Source organism: Rhizobium sp. BIGb0125 (genome assembly GCF_024810055.1).
Classification (GTDB): Bacteria; Pseudomonadota; Alphaproteobacteria; order Rhizobiales; family Rhizobiaceae; genus Agrobacterium.
This window is the reverse complement of record NZ_JANUDV010000003.1, coordinates 246335-265213: the sequence shown is the minus strand read 5'-3', so window position 1 is coordinate 265213 and position 18879 is coordinate 246335. Positions and strand designations below refer to the sequence as shown.

The following is an 18879-nucleotide window of genomic DNA, read 5'->3' as shown; positions in this document are numbered from 1 at the left end:
TCTGCAGCAAGACGTCCCAAATTATTCTTCGAAAGGATGTTTCAGCCATGAAGCAAAGAAATGCAAAATTCACGATCGGAGAAGTGGTTCGTCACAGGATATTTCCTTTCCGCGGCGTTATCTTTGATGTCGATGCGGAATTTTCCAATACGGAAGAATGGTGGAACTCGATACCGGCAGAAATCCGTCCCGAACGCGACCAGCCCTTTTATCACCTGCTGGCCGAAAACGATGACACGGAATATGTCGCCTATGTTTCGGAACAGAATCTGATCCATGACGATAGTGGAAAGCCTCTGCGCAATCCCAACATCACCAGGATCTTCGATACGGATTCCGGCGGCCACTTGAAACCCAAGCCGATCATGTCGCACTAAATCATCAGAACCGGCCTCCCAGGCCGGTTTTTTTGTGGGCGCGCGGGCAGGAAGCATAACCCCTCCCAACGCTCCCCACCCCAAAAAACGCGCATAAAAAAACCGGCCACAGGGGCCGGTTTTTTCTGTCTCTTGCGAAACGAATTATTGTGCAGGTGCAGTCTTTGCAGCTTCCTGAGCAGCTTCGAGCTTCTTGCGAGCCTCTTCAGCCTTCTTCTGCATGCCTTCCTGCAGGGTGCGCTGGCTTTCAGCCAACTGCGACTGCGAGATTGCTTCGCCGTCATACGCACCGGTGAAGCCGTTCAGCGCAATCTTGATCGGGTTTGGTGCGCGGCGGAAGTTGATCGATGTGAAGACCACTTCGTTGCCCTTCTTCAGGCTGGCGATCATCGCATCTGTCAGTGGTACTTCAGCGGTGCACTTGTCTGGAAGGCAAACTGCGTAATCAAGCTGAACGCCCTTGGCGCCGTCGATCTGCATCATAACGCCAGGAGGAATAAGACGTGCGGACGGCACGGAAACCTGCAGGATCTTGCGGTTTACCTTGCCTGTAACGCTGATGAGGCCAACGGCAGTGATCATCTGGCCGTTCTGCGCCAGAACAACGTTCTGAACGACGCAAACGTCGTTGTCTTCCTGCTTGGAGCAAGTCTTGAACCAGCCAAGTGGCGGTGCGCCAGCCGGAGCCGCAGCCTGCTGAGCCTGGGAAACAGCCGGGGCGGAAACGGCGCCAATGGAAAGAACGAGAGCGGACAGTGCTGTCCGGGTGAACTTGTTTGCCTTGTACATCATAAGAGTTCCGTCTCCTGAAATTCGGTCGGGTCAGTTTTGAACCTATGCCCGTCGTTGGCGCGATCCGCTTACCTGTTCAACTGTCTTTCAATTGAGGCAAATGCGTGACCCACCAATTCTGGCACACCTGTTACATGTCGAATGCGTCGATATCCAGCATTTCTTTAAGAATTTTGACGACTGCCTTAAGATTTCCCGACCATTCATGTCTGTAGACCGACGCCTGTGGTAAATTCCGCAGGAATCAGACAACCGACTTCCGCATAGGAGAATGAAATGCGCAGATGCCTGATGGCTGTCATTCCGGCCTTGCTGCTCAGCAGCGCAGCGCTGGCCGAACCTGTCCATGGCATTTCCATGCACGGCACACCTGCCCTTTCGGCAGATTACAAGAGCTTCCCTTACGTCAACCCGAACGTTAAAAAGGGCGGCAAGATTGCCTATGGCGTGGTCGGTACCTTCGATAGCCTCAATCCCTTTGTCTTGAGGGGCATGCGCACCACCGCACGCGGCGTGTGGGACCCTGATTTCGGCAACCTGCTTTATGAACCGTTGATGCAACGGTCCAATGACGAACCCTTTTCGCTTTACGGCCTGTTGGCCGAAAGTGTCGAATGGGACGACGAGCGCACCTACACCCAGTTCAACCTCAATCCAAAGGCGCGCTGGCAGGACGGTAAACCCGTGACGCCTGAAGACGTGATGTTCACGCTTGAACTGTTGAAAGAGAAGGGCCGCCCGCCCTTCAACAACCGCCTGACCGCGGTGGAAAAAATGGAGAAGGTTGGCGAACACGGCGTTCGTTTTACCTTTAACGACAAGGCCAATCGCGAAACACCGCTGATTCTCGCCTCATCGACGCCTATCCTGCCCAAACACGCCATCGATCCCGAAACCTTTGAAAAGGCAGGCCTTGGCCCGGTTGTCGGCTCTGGTCCCTACAAGATCAAGTCGATGCGCCCGGGTGAAAAGATCATCTGGGAACGTGACCCCAATTATTGGGGTAAGGATGTGCCGTCCAAGGTCGGTTTCGATAATTACGACGAAATCAGCATTACCTATTTCCTGCAGGTCAATTCGATGTTCGAAGCCTTCAAAAAGGGCGATATCGACATGTATCCGGAAGGTGATGCCATTAATGGCAATGCCGATTCGTCGCATTGGGGCAGCGCCTACAACTTCCCCGCCGCCAATCGTGGCGACATATTGAAAGAAGTGTTCGAACCGCGCCTGCCCTCTGGCATGTTCGGTTTCGTGTTCAACACCCGCAAGCCTATCTTCGCCGATGAAAAGGTGCGCGAAGGCCTGTCTTACGTGCTGGATTTTGAATGGCTGAACCGCAACATTCTCGGTGGCGCCTTCAGTCGCACCCAGAGTTACTGGCAAAATTCATCGCTGGGTGCCTATGGCAACCCGGCCAATGAAAAGGAACTGGCCCTGCTGGGCGATGCCGCCAAGCGCCTGTCACCAGAAATACTTGCCGGAACCTATATGATGCCGGTAAGCGATGGCTCGGGCGCCGACCGCAAGGTGCTGCGCATGGCCGTGGATCTGCTGCAGGAGGCCGGTTACAAGATTACCGGTGGCCGCATGGTCGATGCCAATGGCAGACAACTGGCCTTTGAGGTGATGACCCAGAACCCGGCGCAGGAACGCATTGCACTGGCCTATCAGCGGTCGCTGAAGCTGATTGGCGTCAACATGGCCATTCGCTCTGTCGATGACGGTCAGTATCAGGCCCGGTCAAACAATTTTGATTACGATATGATCATCCGCTCGTTCCCGTCGTCGCTGTCCCCGGGTATCGAGCAATATAACCGCTGGGATTCGACCTCCAGAGATGCGCCGGGCAGCTTCAACTATGCCGGCGCGGCAGACCCCGATATCGACCGCATGATCGAGGCGCTGCTGCAGGCACGCTCCACCGAGGATTTTGAAGCCGCGGTGCGCGGGTATGATCGCCTGCTGGTGTCCGGGCACTACGTCATTCCGCTTTATTACATTGGCGCGCAGTGGGTGGCCCACTGGAAACATCTCGGCAAACCGGATGTAACGCCACTTTTCGGCTATCAAAAACCGGTATGGTGGGACAATAGAGCTCAATAACAGGCGCGCCCAATAATCCCGGCAATATTGCCTTCCAGGACCAGGAGCCATGAGGCAAAACCGGGCGGTTACGTAGAGGTAACCGGTTGAATGGCGGCGTTGAAATGCATAAATGCCTGCATATTACAAAATTGACGTAAGGAAACACCATGCTGCGGCTTACTATTGATATCGTTTCGGATGTGGTCTGCCCATGGTGCTACCTCGGCAAGGCGCGGCTCGATCTGGCCATTGCAGAAGTGCAGGACAAGATCGGTTTTGACATCAACTGGCGCCCTTACCGCCTGAATCCGGATTACCCGCCAGAAGGTGTGGACCAGAAGGTAGAGCTTGAAAAGAAGCTGGGCGGCAAGGAAAAAGTTGAAAAGGCCCATGGCATCCTGACCGATCTCGGCAAGGAAGTCGGCATTGCCTTCGACTTCGACGCCATCAAGATCGGCCCCAACACGCTGGACGCACACCGCCTCGCACTTTGGGCTCATTCCGAGAACCGCGAGTTGCAGGACAAGGTCATTTCCCTGCTGTTCAAGGCCAACTTTGAAGAGGGTCGCAATGTCGGTGATCACGCTGTTCTTCTCGACATTGCCGAGCAGGCTGGCATGGACCGCAAGGTGGTTGAAAAGCTGCTGGCATCCGACGCCGACAAGGACACAATTGTCGCTGAAATTGATGCAGCGCAGCAAATGGGCGTCAATGGAGTGCCATTTTTCATTGTAGATCATCAGTACGCTATAAGCGGTGCACAAACTGCGGATGTTTTGGTCAATGCTTTTAAAGAGATTGCAAAACTCAAAGAGCAGGCTCATAGGGAATTGAACTGACCGTCAGACCTCCCGCTGTCGGCACTCCCCGTACTTAAAAACTCGAGTTTGATCCTGTGTTCGACAGCACACTGAAAGGCATTCTTATTGCCTTTGCGTCCTTCGCCGCATTCGCATGGAGCGATGCCAGCGTAAAATTGATCGAGGGGCAAATCTCCCCTATCGAATCGGCATTTTTTGGTGCCGTGTTCGGTACGGTTGCCCTTCCATTCCTGCGCAAAAGAAAAGATCAGTGGCGCGATGTGCTGCGCACCACCAACCGGCCGCTGTGGCTGCTTCGTTTCGTGTCGTCAGGCATGGGAGCCATTGGCAGTGTAACCGCCTTTACGCACCTCTCAATGGCAGAAGCCTTTGCACTGATCTTCCTGTTACCATCCTTCGTCACCATCATGTCGGTGGTGTTTCTGAAAGAACAGGTCGGCATCAAGCGCTGGTCAGCCGTCATCATCGGTTTTGTCGGTGTGCTTATCATTCTGCGCCCCGGTTTCCGTGAACTGTCGATCGGCCATCTCGGCGCGATCATCGGCGGCTTGAGCGGTGCGCTCTCCATCGTCATCTTCCGCGCCATGGGGCCGTCGGAAAAGAACATTTCGCTTTATGGCGCCGGTGTTCTCGGCACGCTGTTCCTCTGTGGTCTGGCCATGATCCCGGATTTCCAGCCACCCAATGCCGAACAATGGCTGTGGCTCGCCGGATATGGCCTGTTTGCGGCACTTGCCAACGTGCTGTTGATGTATGCCGCGCAATATGCGCCAGCCACGGTGATTGGCCCAACTCAATATAGCCAGATGTTATGGGCCATTCTGTTGGGTTATCTGATCTTTGGCGACCATGTCGACCAATGGATGCTGTGTGGCATCGTGCTGATCATCGGTTCCGGCATGTTGACGCTGATCCGTGAAAAGCAGCGCCACACGCCGCTGCCAAGCTCGGTTGCCGCCGATCAGAACGTCGCATTGGCGATCACACCGGAAAACCAAGACACAGATACCAAGGCCTGAAAGCTCGCTTTGAACACAGCGCCCCGAAACCCATGACGGTTTCGGGGTTCAAATCCCACCGTTGACATTGGCCCTATGATGGTCTGGCCATCAGACGCCGTGACGTTTAAACCAAGGTGCATCAATACCCTCTGTTGAGGGTCAGCGCATAACTCACCTCGGCATGTCATGATACCCGTCGCACTTCCTTCCGTAGAATTTCTGGCACTTCTCGGCCTGTTTTTCCTTGCCACCATCGTCTGGCTGGTCTGGACCATATGGCTGTTGTTTTTCCGCAAAACCAACAAGCCTTGGCCCATGCTCGCCATGCTGATCTATGGCACGACCACATTCATGGCAATTTACACCATCTACCATGTCGTTACTGTCTCGCTGGAACTGCGCGCACTGGACAGGGAGCGGGAAACAAATTTCCAGCCGACGCTTGATAAGCCGCAGCGCATTGGCCAGATCGACATGCCCGAAGGCACCAAACTGCGCCTGGCGGCGGCCCAGAAACTGGAATCATTCGGCCGCGCCACCTTCCCGCATCCGGTCGAGATTGCCGGTATCAATGCGCTGGCTGTCGATCGTTACATCGCCATCAAATATGACGACAGCTACAATGTCACCGGGTTTGCGCCGGATAATATGCGGGTCGTCGGCGAAGGCACGAGCGAACAGCAGGGCTGGACCTGCATGGCAACAACCCCAGTGGAATTTGACGTGAATGAAGATGGCAGCGTCAAAGCCTTCAAGCGCTGCGTGCTGGCGGCAGGCAATGTGGCAGATGGCATAAGCCTGCCCTCTGGCACGGAAGTCTGGACCTCAACCGGCAATGTCTACACCGATGGTTTTACCGATACCGACCGCTGGGTGATGGACATACCACGTGACAAGACCGTGCTGGTCGACGGGCTGGAGATTTCAAGCCCGCGCATCATGTTGGACGAACACAAAAAACTCTATGAAGTCAGCAGCGGCAGCTTGGCCAAAGACACGAGTTTTGGCGAAGATACCTATCCTGCCGGCACCCTCATCCGCTTTAATCCGCGCCATATCCGCGACGGTTACCCAAATGCCTGGCTGCTGACGCCGAAGGAAGGCGTCGAGGATGACGCCATTCTGCTGCCGCCTGATGGCACAGTGCTGGACCGGGCAGGCAAGGTGCTGGCCACCCTGCCCCGATAGTCTCTCAGCCCTTTGCCAGTTCCGCCAGTTGCGTCATGACCATGGCTGCACCGGCCAGACGTTTTTCCGGCGTCGGCAGGTCGCGGGTCAGGAACACGCTGTGATCCGGCCTGATCTTGGCCAGTGAGCCCTGCTTGGCGATGTACCCGACCAGACCGGCCGGGTTCGGGAATTCGCGGTTGCGGAACTGCACGACAACGCCCTTCGGGCCAGCATCCAGCTTTTCGACATTGGCGGTGCGGCACAGCGACTTGATGTAAACCACCTTGAGCAGGTGCTGTACTTCCTTTGGCAACGGGCCGAAACGGTCGATCATCTCCGCACCGAAACCATCGATTTCCGAAAGCTCGGTCAGTTCGCCAAGGCGACGGTAAAGACCCATGCGCAGATGCAGATCCGGCACGTAATTTTCCGGGATCATCACCGATGTGCCAAGCGAGATCTGCGGCGACCAGCCGCTTTCCTGCACATCGTCATCGCCTTTCACTTCGGCAACCGCCTCTTCCAGCATCTGCTGGTAGAGTTCAAAACCGACTTCCTTGATATGGCCCGACTGTTCTTCGCCCAGCAGATTGCCGGCACCACGAATATCTAGATCATGGCTGGCCAGCTGGAAACCGGCTCCCAGCGTGTCGAGTGACTGCAGCACCTTCAACCGGCGCTCGGCCATGGTTGTCAGCACCTTGTTGACCGGCAGGGTAAACAGCGCGAAAGCCCGAACCTTGGAACGACCGACACGACCACGCAGCTGGTAAAGCTGCGCCAGGCCAAACATGTCGGCTCGGTGTACGATCAGCGTATTAGCCGTCGGCACATCAAGCCCGGATTCGACGATGGTGGTGGACAGCAGCACGTCATATTTGCCGTCATAGAAGGCATTCATGATGTCTTCCAGTTCACCGGCCGCCATCTGGCCGTGGGCGACGGCAACACGCAGCTCCGGCACATCCGATTGCAGGAAGGCATGAATGTCGGCAAGGTCGGCCAGACGCGGGCAGACATAGAAACTCTGGCCGCCACGGTAATGTTCACGCATCAGCGTTTCGCGAATGACCAGCGCGTCAAACGGCGAAATGAAGGTGCGCACCGCCATGCGGTCAACCGGCGGCGTGGTGATCAGCGACAATTCGCGCACCCCGGTCATCGCCAGCTGCAGGGTACGCGGAATAGGCGTGGCAGACAGCGTCAGCACGTGAATATCGCCTTTCAGCTCCTTCAAACGTTCCTTGTGTTTGACGCCGAAATGCTGCTCTTCATCGATAATCAGCAGGCCAAGATTGGCAAAGCTGATGCCCTGACCGAGCAGCGCATGGGTACCAACGACGATATCCGTCTTGCCCTCGGCCACTTCCTTTTTGGTCAGCGCCAGTTCCTTGGTGCCAACAAGACGCGAGGCCTGTTGCACGCGGATTGGCAGGCCACGGAAACGTTCCGAGAAGGTACGGAAGTGCTGGCGGGCCAACAGCGTGGTTGGCACGACAACCGCCACCTGCACGCCATTCATGGCGGCGAGGAAAGCAGCACGCAGCGCAACTTCTGTCTTGCCAAAGCCCACGTCACCGCAAATCAGGCGGTCCATTGGCCGGCCAAGACCGAGATCGTCGCGGATGGAATCGATGGCGTTCAGCTGGTCTTCGGTTTCATCATAGGGGAAACGCGCCGCAAACTCGTCGTAAAGACCATCCGGCGCCACCAGCACCGGTGCCTTGCGCACCATGCGTTCGGCCGCCACGCGAATAAGATCGCCAGCCATATCCAAAAGGCGTTTCTTGAGCTTGGCCTTGCGCATCTGCCAGGCGCCACCGCCCAGCTTGTCGAGTTGCGCTTCGGCAGCATCGGAACCGTAACGCGACAGAAGATCGATGTTTTCGACCGGCAGGAACAGCTTGGCATCATCGGCATAATGCAGTTCCAGGCAGTCACGTGGCGCACCCGCAGCCTCAATGGTGCGAAGCCCGACGAACTTGCCGATACCATGTTCAGCATGCACGACCAGCGAACCGACATCGAGACCGGCCACTTCCGAAATGAAGTCGGCGGCCCGCTTGCGACGCTTGGAGCGGCGCACCATACGGTCGCCGAGAATATCCTGTTCGCCAATGACAGCGAGATTGCCGGTTTCAAAGCCCGCTTCAAGGCTTAGCACCGCAGACGCCGCCTCGCCCTTGCCGAGCTTGTCTACCTCTTTCAGCGCCTGTATCGGCTTGATCTTTTCGAGACCGTGTTCGTTCAACACCTGCAACAGGCGGTCGAGAGAACCTTCCGACCAGCCGGTAATCAGCACCTTCCAGCCCTTGGCGCGCTTGTCTGCAATGTGCTTGACGGCAAGATCAAACACGTTGACCCGCTCTTCATCGGTATTTTCGGTGACGGGCCGTGCCCACCGTGGCCCGGTATGGGCATCCAGCGTCGCAACCGGCCGACCGGCAACATCATGTTCATTGAACGGTGTCAGGCGAATGGCGCTGACGGCCTCCAGCGTCGCCTCGAAGCCCTTTCCGTCAAGGTAGAGCTGGCCCGGGGATACCGGCTTGTACGGTGCGCCCTGTGTTGCGCCCTTGGTCTCGCCGGAGGTGCGGCGCGCTTCAAAATAATCCAGCACCAACTTGGAGCGTTCGGCCGCCGCCTCGCGTGCCGTATGGTCGGTGACGATGCGGAAGCCTGCGAGATAATCGAAGGCCGTTTCCAGCTTTTCGTAAAACAGCGGCAGCCAGTGTTCCATGCCGGCATAACGGCGGCCTTCGGATACGGCCTGATAGAGCGCATCGTCGCGGGTCGCGGCACCAAACAGCGACAGGTAATTCTTGCGGAAACGGGCAATCGTATCCGGTGTCAGCGTCACTTCGCTCATCGGGTTGAGATCCAGCGAACGCGCCTGTCCGATGGTGCGCTGGCTGGCCGGATCGAAGGTGCGGATACTTTCCAGCGTATCGCCAAAAAAGTCCAGGCGCACAGGTTCTTCCGTGCCGGGAACGAACACGTCGAGAATGCCACCACGCACGGCAAATTCGCCGACTTCACGCACCGTCGCTACACGGTCAAAACCGTTGCGCTCCAGCCGTGCAGCAATGTCATCCATCCGGATCTGGTTGCCGGGCTTGGCCGAAAACGCCAGACTTTCAATGATGTCGCGCGGTGCCATCTTCTGCAGCATGGCATTGACGGTGACGAGCACGATGGCCGGATGCGGTTTCTTGCCGTGGCTGATCAGGCCGGACAGTGCCGCCAGCCGCCTTGCCGAAGTGTCGGCACTGGGTGACACGCGGTCATAGGGCAAGCAATCCCAGGCAGGCAGTGTTAGCACCGGAATGTCAGGTGCCACGAAACCCAGCATTTGCTCAAGATCGGCCATGCGCTGGCCATCCGACATTACATAGGCGATGGATTGCCCGGTGCGCGCCATCTCAGCAAGCAAGATCGCTTCCATGCCTGACGGTACATTGCCGATGGTCAGGGATGTATCGAAGGAAAGAACTGTCTTGGCGTCAAAACCGGGGATCATGGGCGTGTACTTCACAAACTTGACGCATGCCGCAGAAAAACAGAACGGTTTTTGCGAAACGACATGCGTAAAAACAAACAGTTAAAGCGTGACGCATGAAGCCGTTTCATGCGGCGAGCCCTGATCAGTTGGTAACCGGCCTGATCAGTTGGTGACCGGATCGAAGTCTGGCCGGTAGGAGGCAATGCGTTCAAACAGCGGTGTCTGGAAACGTTCTGGCACAGGCAGAGCTTCCGTCACCATCTTTACGAGATCATTGTCTTCCTCGTCCATAATGACTTCCAGCTCGTCCAGTTCCACATCCGTAAGATCGGCAATGTTTTCCTCGGCAAACTGGCCCAGCACCAGATCCATTTCGCGGATACCACGATGCCAGCAACGGTAGAGGATCCGTCTGCGACGCTCATCGAGGTCCACGCTGCTTCTCACCAGTCCTGTCATCGTATTTTCCTTCCTGTACGGGTGCACGATACGCGATCCGGTCATGCCATCTGCCGCTTCATTCCACCCCTGTTGTCAGTTGTTATCACAGACAACAGGAACAGCCGAACATTGCGTGAAAACAACCGGATGCAAACTGCCAGCGTGCCCTTCAATTCATGCCTTATATATTTCGATCTCCTATAGAACAGGACAGGAACGTTTGGGAACCTGTTTTGTGCATTTATTTGCGTCACATCCGCAAACTGGTGGTGAAAAAACGCTGTTTATCTGCTGGCAGCTCTTGCATTGAACGACACCTTCCCCGATTTTGCCGCCATGCGCCCAACACTGCTTGATCCGTTATTTGCCTCCATCTCGACACTGCCGGGCGTCGGTCCGAAACTTGCCGACCTGTTGGCAAGGTTGCTGGGCCGCGAAAATGCCGATGACTGCCGTGTCATCGACCTGCTGTTTCACGCCCCGTCAGGCGTTATCGACCGCAGAAACCAGCCCGGCATTGCGCTGGCACCAACCGGCTCCATTGTCACCATCAAGGGACGTGTGGACCGCCACCAGCCACCACCACCCGGCAATCGCTCGGTTCCCTACCGCGTGTTCATTCATGATGATACCGGCGAGTTGGCGCTGACCTTTTTCCATGCCAAGGGCGACTGGCTGATGAAGGCGCTGCCGATTGACGAGGAAGTTCTGATCAGTGGCAAGGTCGACTGGTTTAACGGTCGCGCCTCCATGGTGCATCCCGATTTTATGGTCAAAGCCTCGGAGGCAGAAAACCTGCCGCTGATCGAGCCGGTTTATCCGCTGACCGCAGGTCTTTCCGCCAAGGTGCTACGCAAGGCCATAGATAATGCCGTGACCAGACTGCCGGATTTGCCGGAATGGATTGATGAAACCCTGATGGTACGACAGGGTTTTCACGACGCCCGAGAAAGTTTCCGCCTGCTGCATGACCCGCGCGATGGGCTGGATATCGATCCGCAGTCGATCAGCCGCCGCAGGCTTGCTTATGACGAGTTCCTGGCCGGGCAGCTCTCGCTGACCCTGGTGCGCCAAAGGCTGCGCAAGGTTGCGGGCAATCCTGTGGTCGTGAAGGGGGACATGGCCGCCAGCATCCTGCACGCTTTGCCCTTTTCCATGACCAACAGCCAGCGGGCTGCAGTCGACGACATCCTGAAAGACATGGCCGGTGACACTAGAATGCTGCGCCTGTTGCAGGGGGACGTCGGTGCCGGCAAAACCCTTGTGGCCCTGATGGCCATGGCAACGGTGGTCGAGGCCGGCGGACAGGCCGTGCTGATGGCCCCGACAGAAATTCTGGCCCGCCAGCACCACGCCACGATTTCGCGATTTGCTGCCGCGGCCAATATCACGGTTGAGGTTCTGACCGGCCGCACCAAGGGCAAGGAACGCCAGGCGATTGAGGAACGCATTGCCTCTGGCGAGGCGCAGATCATCATCGGCACCCACGCGCTGTTTCAGGACAGCGTCAACTACAAGAACCTGCTTTTAGCCGTGGTGGACGAGCAGCATCGTTTTGGCGTGCACCAGCGCCTGCGGCTGACAGCCAAGGGCATCACGCCGCATATGCTGGTCATGACTGCCACACCCATTCCCCGCACGCTGGTGCTGGCCGCCTTTGGCGACATGGATGTGTCAAAGCTCACGGAAAAACCGGCCGGCCGCAAACCCATCCAGACCGTGACCATCCCGACCGAACGTTTGGGCGACATTATCGACCGACTGCGCAGCGCTATTGCAGAGGGCAAGAAGGCCTACTGGATTTGCCCGCTGGTCGAAGAGTCAGAAGAAGTCGACCTGATGTCGGCCGAGGAGCGCCACGGCATTCTCTCAAAGGCCATCAATGCACCGATCGGTCTCATTCACGGCCGCTTGAGCGGTCCGGAAAAAGACGCAGCCATGCTGGCCTTCAAGAATGGCGAAACACGGCTTCTGGTCGCAACCACCGTGGTTGAAGTGGGTGTTGACGTGCCCGACGCCACCATCATGGTCATTGAACATGCCGAACGCTTCGGCCTTGCCCAGCTTCACCAGCTGCGCGGCCGTGTCGGACGTGGTGATGAAGCCTCCACCTGTATTCTGCTTTACAAGGGGCCGCTGGGCGAAACCGGAAAGGCGCGACTTTCCATCCTGCGCGACAGCGAAGACGGTTTCCTGATTGCCGAGGAAGACCTGAAACTGCGCGGTGAAGGTGAGGTTCTCGGCACCCGCCAGTCAGGGACGCCGGGTTTCAAGATCGCCAGCCTCGAAGCCCATTCCGACCTCCTGGAAATCGCCCGCAAGGACGCCGCCTATATGATTGACCGCGACCCGGAGCTTACCAGCCCGCGTGGCCAGAACTTGCGCGTTCTTCTTTATCTTCACCGCCGGGATGAGGCCATTCGCTTCCTGCATGCAGGGTAATGTCAGGAAAACATCATGACCACAGATATCAGACCGCCGTCGGCCTATACAAAGGGCTATGCCCTTTGTTCGCCGGATAACATCCTGCAACCGGACAGCTTCCGCCACACGGAAGCCAAGGCCATTGCCTCCAAGTTCCGCAAGAAAAAGAAGCGCAAGAAACAATGGAAAGAGGCGCAGGACGAAGGCTGGACGGTAAAATTCGTCTATATGCGCATGTTCGTGCCAGTGTTCTATTCCTCCAACAGCGAGCGCGCCGAACAGGACAATGACAACATCTATGACGAGGATGATTATTCCTGAGGTTGAATTGCCCCATGGCAAAACCCCTCACCTGAAAAATCTATCATTTAGCAAGCTAAGGTGATGATTTTTCTTCCTCTCCCACAAGGGTAGAGGTAAAGGCGCAAGCGGCTCAGCACCCGCCTTATCTCTCCCCTTGTGGGAGAGAAAGCGATTTCAACATCTTGAAGCGCGCGAAGCCCTTAAGTGTCAGAAATTGCAAGTGAGGGGTCAGATCAGCGTGTGGTTTCCGTAGTCAAGCGCAGCCACCATCACCCCGGCAGCTTGAAGTCAGGTGCCACCAGACCGCCTGATATCAGCAACTTGGCGCCGTCTTCAGGCGTCATGTCCAACATGATGATCTTGTCCTTGGGCACGAACAGCAGGAAACCCGCTGTCGGTACCGGGGTTGGCGGCAGAAACACAGCCACCATTTCCTGCCCCATCTCGTTAAAACGATAGGCAAGTTCACCTTTGGCGTCGGACGACACGAATACCAGCGCCCAGGTGCCGGATGATGGAAACTCGATCATGCCGACCTTCTTGAACGAGCTGGAATGCTCCTTCAGAACGGATTCGAAAATCTGTTTCAGGCTCTTATAGACCGGGCGAACCAGCGGCATGCGATTGACGAGAGATTCGCTGAAACCGACAACCCATTTGCCAATCAGGTTGTTGCCGAGAAAGCCAATGATGGTAATGCCAACCATCGCAATCAGCAGGCCAAAGCCTGGAATGGCAATGTCGAAATACTGCTCCGGGTCGTAACGTGCGGGAATGTAGGGTTTGACCCAGCTATCTGCCCACTGCAGGAAAGACCAAACAATCCAGATGGTTATCGCAACAGGCGCAAGTATGATGACGCCCGTCAGGAAATTGTTCCTGATACGTGAGGCAAGCGAAATTCTGAGGGGGTTATCGGCCATTACTCATTCATTTTGTGGCGGCAATCTGCGCCTGCAACTATGTGCCCGCATCGCCGTAAAAACCCGGGTGATAATGCACAATGCCGGATGGCTTGTTGCCATGCAAGCTGACGAACATGAAATATTCGTTAGGTATGCCGTCGGTGTTCAGCGTCTCGGAATTTACAAAACCGAAGCGGCCGTAAAACTCCGGATCGCCAGCGACAACGCAGCCTGCGGCCTGCATGCGCTCCAGCATATCCAGCCCCGCCTTTACCAGACGGCTGCCAATGCCCTGCCCCTGCCGTTCCGGCGCAACTGACAGCGGGCCAAGCCCGTACCAACTGCCTTCACCTTCCACGCTGACATGCGAAAAGGCAATGTGTCCCACAATGCCTTCGCTGTCTTCCGCCACAAGAGAAATGGTCAGGGCGTCTGCCGCCCTTAACCGATCGATAATCAGATGCTCGGTCTGATCGCTCTGTTCCATGTCCCGAAACGCCGCTTGCGTTACTGCGGAGATTGCCTCAGCATCGGCAGGCTTTTCGGGACGGATGATCATTCCACGGTGACCGATTTTGCCAGGTTACGCGGCTGGTCCACATCCGTGCCCATGAACACAGCAGTGTGGTAGGCGAGCAGCTGGATTGGCAGAGAGAACACCATCGGCGTGGTGATTTCATCGACATTCGGCAGAATGATCGTTGCCATGGTCGGCAGCTTGGAGGCTGCGGCACCCTTTTCATCGGTGATGAAAATGATCTTGCCGCCGCGGGCTGCCACTTCCTGCATGTTGGACACGGTCTTTTCAAAGAACCGGTCATACGGTGCAATGACGATGACAGGCATATTCTCGTCGATCAGCGCAATCGGACCATGTTTCAGCTCGCCAGCGGCATAACCTTCGGCGTGAATGTAGGAAATTTCCTTCAGCTTCAACGCACCTTCGAGCGCCAGCGGGAAGCTGGTTCCACGGCCGAGATAAAGCACGTCCTTGAAGCGTGACAGGTCACGCGACAGCGCTTCGATCTGTGGTTGGATGCTGTTGAGAATGGAACTCATCACACGCGGCATCTCGATGAGATGTTTGACGATTTCCTTTTCCTGCTCCGGCGTAATGGTGCCGCGTGCCTTGCCTGCCGCAACGGCAAGCGAAGCCAGCACCGCGAGCTGGCAGGTAAACGCCTTGGTCGAGGCAACGCCGATTTCCGGACCGGCCAGGATCGGGAAGATGGCGTCGGATTCACGCGCAATCGTCGATTCCTTGACATTGACCACGGCGCCAATCTTCAAACCGGCATCCTTGCAATAGCGCAGCGAGGCCAGCGTATCAGCCGTTTCACCGGACTGCGAAATGAACAGCGCCGCCTGTGTCGGCAACAACGGCATTTCGCGGTAACGGAACTCGGAGGCCACGTCGATTTCCACCGGCAGGCGCGCATAACGCTCAAACCAGTATTTGCCAACCAGGCCTGACAGATAGGCCGTGCCGCATGCGGAAATGGCCAGACCGGAAACCTTGGAGAAATCAATCGCCGGGTCAATCGGCTTGATGGCGCCGGCAGCAAAGTCCACATAGTGGCTCAGCGCATGCGAAATCACTTCCGGCTGTTCGTAGATTTCCTTTTCCATGAAGTGGCGGTGGTTGCCCTTGTCGACCACGTATGCGGTTGCCTGCGAAATCTGGCGGGCGCGGGTGACAGGTTTGCCGGTAAAATCGGTAATATCGGCACCAGCATGGGTCACAACCGCACAGTCACCATCCACCAGGTAGCTGATTTCATTGGTGAACGGCGACAGCGCAATGGCGTCTGAACCGAGGAACATTTCACCCTTGCCGTACCCAACCGCAAGCGGCGGTCCAAAACGGGCGGCCAGCAGCGTGTCGGGATCATCCTGGAACATCACCACCAGTGCGTAAGCGCCGGTGACACGGTTCAGCATGGCCAGCATGGCTTCGCGGTGGCCAAGGCCTTCGCGGGTAAACTTGGCCAGCAGCTGTGCCACAACTTCCGTATCGGTCTGGGTGGTAAACACAGCACCTTCGGCGGAAAGCTCGTCACGCAGTTCGGAGAAGTTTTCGATAATGCCGTTGTGAACAACCGCGACGCCATCAATGAAATGCGGGTGGGCATTGGTTTCGTTCGGCACGCCGTGGGTTGCCCAACGGGTGTGGGCAATGCCTGTCTTACCTGGCAGAGGCTCGTCGGCCAGTCTTTTTTCAAGGTTGAAAAGTTTGCCCTCGGCGCGGCGACGGGCCATCACGCCATTATCAATGGTTGCGACACCGGCAGAATCATAACCACGATATTCGAGGCGTTTCAGCGCATCGACAAGACGCTCCGATACCGGCTGTGTTCCGACAATTCCGACAATTCCGCACATGCAATTCTCCATACGGCACTTCTATGGCCGCCAGTCCTAATCATTTCGCGGAAATCCGCAATTCCGTCGCCGGTCACTTTCGGTTTCGGCCGGTAACGAAGGTCAGGCCTTCTTACTCTTTTCCGCCTTAAGTGCCTTTGCCCGCTCACGAATTACCGTTGCACGACCTTCCTTTATCTCCTGGCGCGCACGGCCCAACGCCAGCGCATCGGCAGGCACATCTGCGGTGATCACGCTGCCGGAAGCCACATAGGCACCATCGCCAACGCTGACCGGTGCGACCAGCGAGGAGTTAGAGCCGATAAAGGCACCCTCACCGATTCTGGTGATGTGTTTGTTGATGCCGTCATAGTTGCAGGTGATCGTACCGGCACCAATATTGCTGCCAGCGCCGACAAAGGCGTCGCCAATGTAAGTCAGATGGTTGACCTTGGCGCCAGCGCCGATCTCGGCCTTCTTGACCTCACAGAAATTGCCGACCTTGGCATCTGCGGCCAGATTGGCACCGGGGCGAAGCCGCGCATATGGACCAACCGTGGCGCCGGCGCTGACATAGGCACCTTCCAGATGCGAAAAGGCGTGAATAACCGCGCCGCTTTCAATGGTCACGCCGGGTCCAATCACCACATTCGGCTCAATCAGCGCGTCCCGGCCAATCGCAGTGTCCCAGGACAGGAATACGGTTTCCGGCGCAATCATCGACACGCCCGAAATCATCAGCTCATTGCGGCGACGCTCCTGCCACAGACGCTCGACATAGGCCAGCTCCGCGCGGTTGTTGCAGCCGGTCAGTTCAGTTTCCGGCGCATCGATGGCAACGGTCTTGCCGCCCAGCGAGCGGGCAATTTCCACGATGTCGGTCAGGTAATATTCGCCCTTGGCATTGTTGTTGCCAATGCGGTTCAAAAGGTCCAGTGCCTTGGCACCCTTGATCGCCATCAGGCCGCTGTTGCACCAGGTAACCTTGCGCTCCTCGTCCGTGGCGTCCTTTTCCTCACGGATAGCAACCAGCTCACCATTTTCCACCAGCAGACGACCATAACCGGTCGGGTTGGCGGTGTGGAAACCGATGACCACAACATCAACATCCTGCGCCAGTTCTGCCCGCGCCGCATTCAGCGTCTCAGACGTCAACAGCGGTACATCGCCGTAAGCAATCAGAACGTCATCATATCCACGCTCGATTGCCGCCTTTGCTGCTAGCACGGCGTTGCCAGTGCCAAGGCGCTCTTTCTGGAGATAGGATTCAACCTCGACATCCGGCCGTTCGGCAGCCCTGCTGACGTTTTCGGCATCGCGGCCAACCACGAGTGCTGCGGTACTGACCCCAGCACCTGCAATCGCCTGCATGACATGGGCAATCATCGGCCGGCCAGCAACGGGATGCAGAACCTTCGATATGGAGGATTTCATGCGCGTGCTTTCGCCCGCAGCCAGAATAACAGAAAGACAACTACGTTCCATAAAACCTCCATGCTGCAGCGACGGGCACCCCGTCCGGCAGGCATTTATCCAAGTACCATTCAGTTCGCGTATTTATACGTTTGCGTGATGAGTTACAGCGCACAGCTTAAGAAATCCACGTTTGGCTTCTAAAAATGGCAGCAAAACGTGGATAATCCGCAAATATCAGGCGGTCGTGCGGGAATTCACAAAAGACATGATCTGGTTGCGACCATTCTCGATCAGCGTTTCCATCTGCTTGCGGGCATTGGCTGCATCATGGGCGCGCAACGCCTCCACCAACTGCAAATGGGTACGGGAAACATCGGCAATCTCATTGCTGTCGGTTTCCGGATTGCTCATGCGGAAAATCCCGATCAGCGACGCCTTGATCAGCGTGCCGACCGTGCGCATGAACGGATTGCCAGACACTTCTGCCAGCAGAATATGAAACTCCATATCGGCAATGGCGCGCTTTTCCTTGGAAAACGAAGGATCACCCATCGTGGTTGCCAGCATTTCCAGCCTGACAAGATCGGCATCAGACGCATGTGTTGCGGCCAGCGACGCCGCAAAGGGCTCGAATGCCAACCGCATGTCGTAGAGATGCAGCAGAAATTCAGTGTTGATACCGGTCTCGAAGTGCCAGTGCAGGACATCGCTGTCGAACATGTTCCACTTGTCGCGCGAAGTCACACGCGTGCCAATTCTTGCCTTCGGCGCCACCATGCCCTTGGCCGTCAGGGTTTTCATCGCCTCGCGCAGAATGGTGCGGGATACCTTGAAGCGGCCAACAAGCTCAGCATCTCCGGGCAAAATCTCACCGGCTGAAAATTCGCCGGAAACAATGCCCTGCCCCAGCTTGTGAACGACCTGCGCATGGCTGGTGCGCGGACGCGCCACCTTCATGACATTATCGAGATTTTCTCGAACCAAAGACCAGACCCCATTATTATTATTGGACGTTTCGATTGCCGGATCGCCCGTGTGACACACTCAATCTGTAACGATTCAGTCGGTTATCAAACCAAAGTCGTGTCGTAACACTGGTAATCAGCAACGCCAAGAAAACGCCATTTCAACAAATAAGATGCAAAACTAACAAAAATCACCAGCCGGTTGCAATCGGCAACTTGGCCGCATCGGCAGTCCAAAATTCAAACAGCGGCTCTTTCCGCCAAAAAGCCGCGCGGGGTAATCACGCGCGGCTTTTCGTAGTCATGACTGCGG

The 18879-nt window shown here is 56.5% G+C and carries 15 protein-coding genes; 7 read left to right on the top strand and 8 right to left on the bottom strand.

All coding sequences use genetic code 11. From position 1 onward, the window contains the following. Positions 1 to 47: 47 nt before the first annotated feature. Complete coding sequence (gene hspQ, locus M2418_RS09425; RefSeq protein WP_192490977.1) at positions 48 to 377, top strand: heat shock protein HspQ; 330 nt, start codon at positions 48 to 50, stop codon at positions 375 to 377. Positions 378 to 521: 144 nt separating this feature from the next. On the opposite strand, the gene M2418_RS09420 is transcribed toward hspQ, so the two are convergent. Then, positions 522 to 1169 (bottom strand): invasion associated locus B family protein, encoded by a 648-nt coding sequence (locus M2418_RS09420; protein ID WP_192490976.1) that lies wholly within the window; start codon positions 1167 to 1169, stop codon positions 522 to 524. A 276-nt stretch (positions 1170 to 1445) separates the two neighbouring features. Between M2418_RS09420 and M2418_RS09415 the strand changes: the two genes are divergently transcribed. From M2418_RS09415 to M2418_RS09400, 4 genes are all read left to right on the top strand, one after another. Next, on the top strand, positions 1446 to 3275 hold the full coding sequence (locus M2418_RS09415; protein ID WP_259146133.1) for an extracellular solute-binding protein: 1830 nt from the start codon (positions 1446 to 1448) through the stop codon (positions 3273 to 3275). Between the two features lie 149 nt (positions 3276 to 3424). Continuing rightward, a complete protein-coding gene (locus M2418_RS09410; protein ID WP_259146132.1) occupies positions 3425 to 4096 on the top strand; it encodes a DsbA family oxidoreductase in 672 nt (223 codons plus the stop codon). A gap of 56 nt (positions 4097 to 4152) precedes the next feature. Then, positions 4153 to 5097, top strand: coding sequence for a DMT family transporter (locus tag M2418_RS09405; RefSeq protein ID WP_259146131.1), 945 nt, complete (start codon positions 4153 to 4155; stop codon positions 5095 to 5097). Between the two features lie 168 nt (positions 5098 to 5265). Further along, positions 5266 to 6267, top strand: a complete 1002-nt coding sequence (locus M2418_RS09400) for a hypothetical protein (RefSeq protein WP_259146130.1) — start codon at positions 5266 to 5268, stop codon at positions 6265 to 6267. Positions 6268 to 6271: 4 nt separating this feature from the next. Here M2418_RS09400 and mfd read toward each other — a convergent pair whose 3' ends face one another. After that, on the bottom strand, positions 6272 to 9769 hold the full coding sequence (mfd, locus tag M2418_RS09395) for a transcription-repair coupling factor (RefSeq protein WP_192490971.1): 3498 nt from the start codon (positions 9767 to 9769) through the stop codon (positions 6272 to 6274). Between the two features lie 144 nt (positions 9770 to 9913). Further along, complete coding sequence (locus M2418_RS09390; RefSeq protein WP_259146129.1) at positions 9914 to 10210, bottom strand: succinate dehydrogenase assembly factor 2; 297 nt, start codon at positions 10208 to 10210, stop codon at positions 9914 to 9916. A gap of 318 nt (positions 10211 to 10528) precedes the next feature. Here M2418_RS09390 and recG point away from each other — a divergent pair, with 318 nt between their 5' ends. Together recG and M2418_RS09380 are read left to right on the top strand one after the other, a co-directional pair. After that, positions 10529 to 12634: an ATP-dependent DNA helicase RecG gene (recG, locus tag M2418_RS09385; protein WP_259146644.1), complete on the top strand. Its 2106-nt coding sequence runs from the start codon at positions 10529 to 10531 to the stop codon at positions 12632 to 12634. A 15-nt stretch (positions 12635 to 12649) separates the two neighbouring features. Continuing rightward, a complete protein-coding gene (locus tag M2418_RS09380; RefSeq protein ID WP_259146128.1) occupies positions 12650 to 12937 on the top strand; it encodes a hypothetical protein in 288 nt (95 codons plus the stop codon). A 251-nt stretch (positions 12938 to 13188) separates the two neighbouring features. Here the strand turns inward: M2418_RS09380 and M2418_RS09375 are convergent, their stop codons facing one another. The 5 genes from M2418_RS09375 to M2418_RS09355 all read right to left on the bottom strand — a co-directional run bounded on the left by M2418_RS09375 (position 13189) and on the right by M2418_RS09355 (position 18558). After that, positions 13189 to 13842 (bottom strand): DUF502 domain-containing protein, encoded by a 654-nt coding sequence (locus tag M2418_RS09375; protein ID WP_250985899.1) that lies wholly within the window; start codon positions 13840 to 13842, stop codon positions 13189 to 13191. Positions 13843 to 13879: 37 nt separating this feature from the next. Next, entirely contained in the window at positions 13880 to 14383 is a 504-nt protein-coding gene (locus tag M2418_RS09370; protein ID WP_259146127.1) for a GNAT family N-acetyltransferase, read from the bottom strand. Beyond that, positions 14380 to 16206: a glutamine--fructose-6-phosphate transaminase (isomerizing) gene (glmS, locus tag M2418_RS09365; protein WP_259146126.1), complete on the bottom strand. Its 1827-nt coding sequence runs from the start codon at positions 16204 to 16206 to the stop codon at positions 14380 to 14382. Before glmS ends, M2418_RS09370 begins: the two co-directional genes overlap by 4 nt. 102 nt (positions 16207 to 16308) lie before the next feature. Further along, positions 16309 to 17670, bottom strand: coding sequence for a bifunctional UDP-N-acetylglucosamine diphosphorylase/glucosamine-1-phosphate N-acetyltransferase GlmU (glmU, locus tag M2418_RS09360; protein ID WP_259146124.1), 1362 nt, complete (start codon positions 17668 to 17670; stop codon positions 16309 to 16311). A 165-nt stretch (positions 17671 to 17835) separates the two neighbouring features. After that, positions 17836 to 18558, bottom strand: coding sequence for a FadR/GntR family transcriptional regulator (locus M2418_RS09355; protein ID WP_259146123.1), 723 nt, complete (start codon positions 18556 to 18558; stop codon positions 17836 to 17838). Between the last annotated feature and the right edge of the window lie 321 nt (positions 18559 to 18879).